Source organism: Xenorhabdus bovienii (assembly GCF_024721015.1).
GTDB lineage: Bacteria > Pseudomonadota > Gammaproteobacteria > Enterobacterales > Enterobacteriaceae > Xenorhabdus > Xenorhabdus bovienii.
Genome location: NZ_JANAIF010000508.1, coordinates 1 through 218, shown reverse-complemented (window position 1 = coordinate 218; position 218 = coordinate 1). Strand labels below are relative to the sequence as shown.

1 protein-coding gene is annotated in these 218 nt (G+C 57.3%); it reads right to left on the bottom strand.

The window, feature by feature from the left end; genetic code table 11:
- A partial coding sequence (locus NXS07_RS21535; RefSeq protein WP_258087710.1) for a DDE-type integrase/transposase/recombinase occupies nucleotides 1-218 on the bottom strand: 218 nt, incomplete at both ends.

The following is a 218-nucleotide window of genomic DNA, read 5'->3' as shown; positions in this document are numbered from 1 at the left end:
GCGGTTATTCAGGTATTTATTTTGCCGGATTTCAATCCCCTGCTGAGGCTCACCTTCCGCATTGAGGAGGGTGAGCGCGGCGGTATTGGCCCCACTTTCATCGATAGTCACGACGGTGGGTCTGCCGTGCTGGCGTATCGCTTTACGGAAAAAACGCCGGGCTGCCGTTGCATCGCGGCGAGCGGTCAGCAGGAAGTCAATCGTCTGACCGTCGGTAT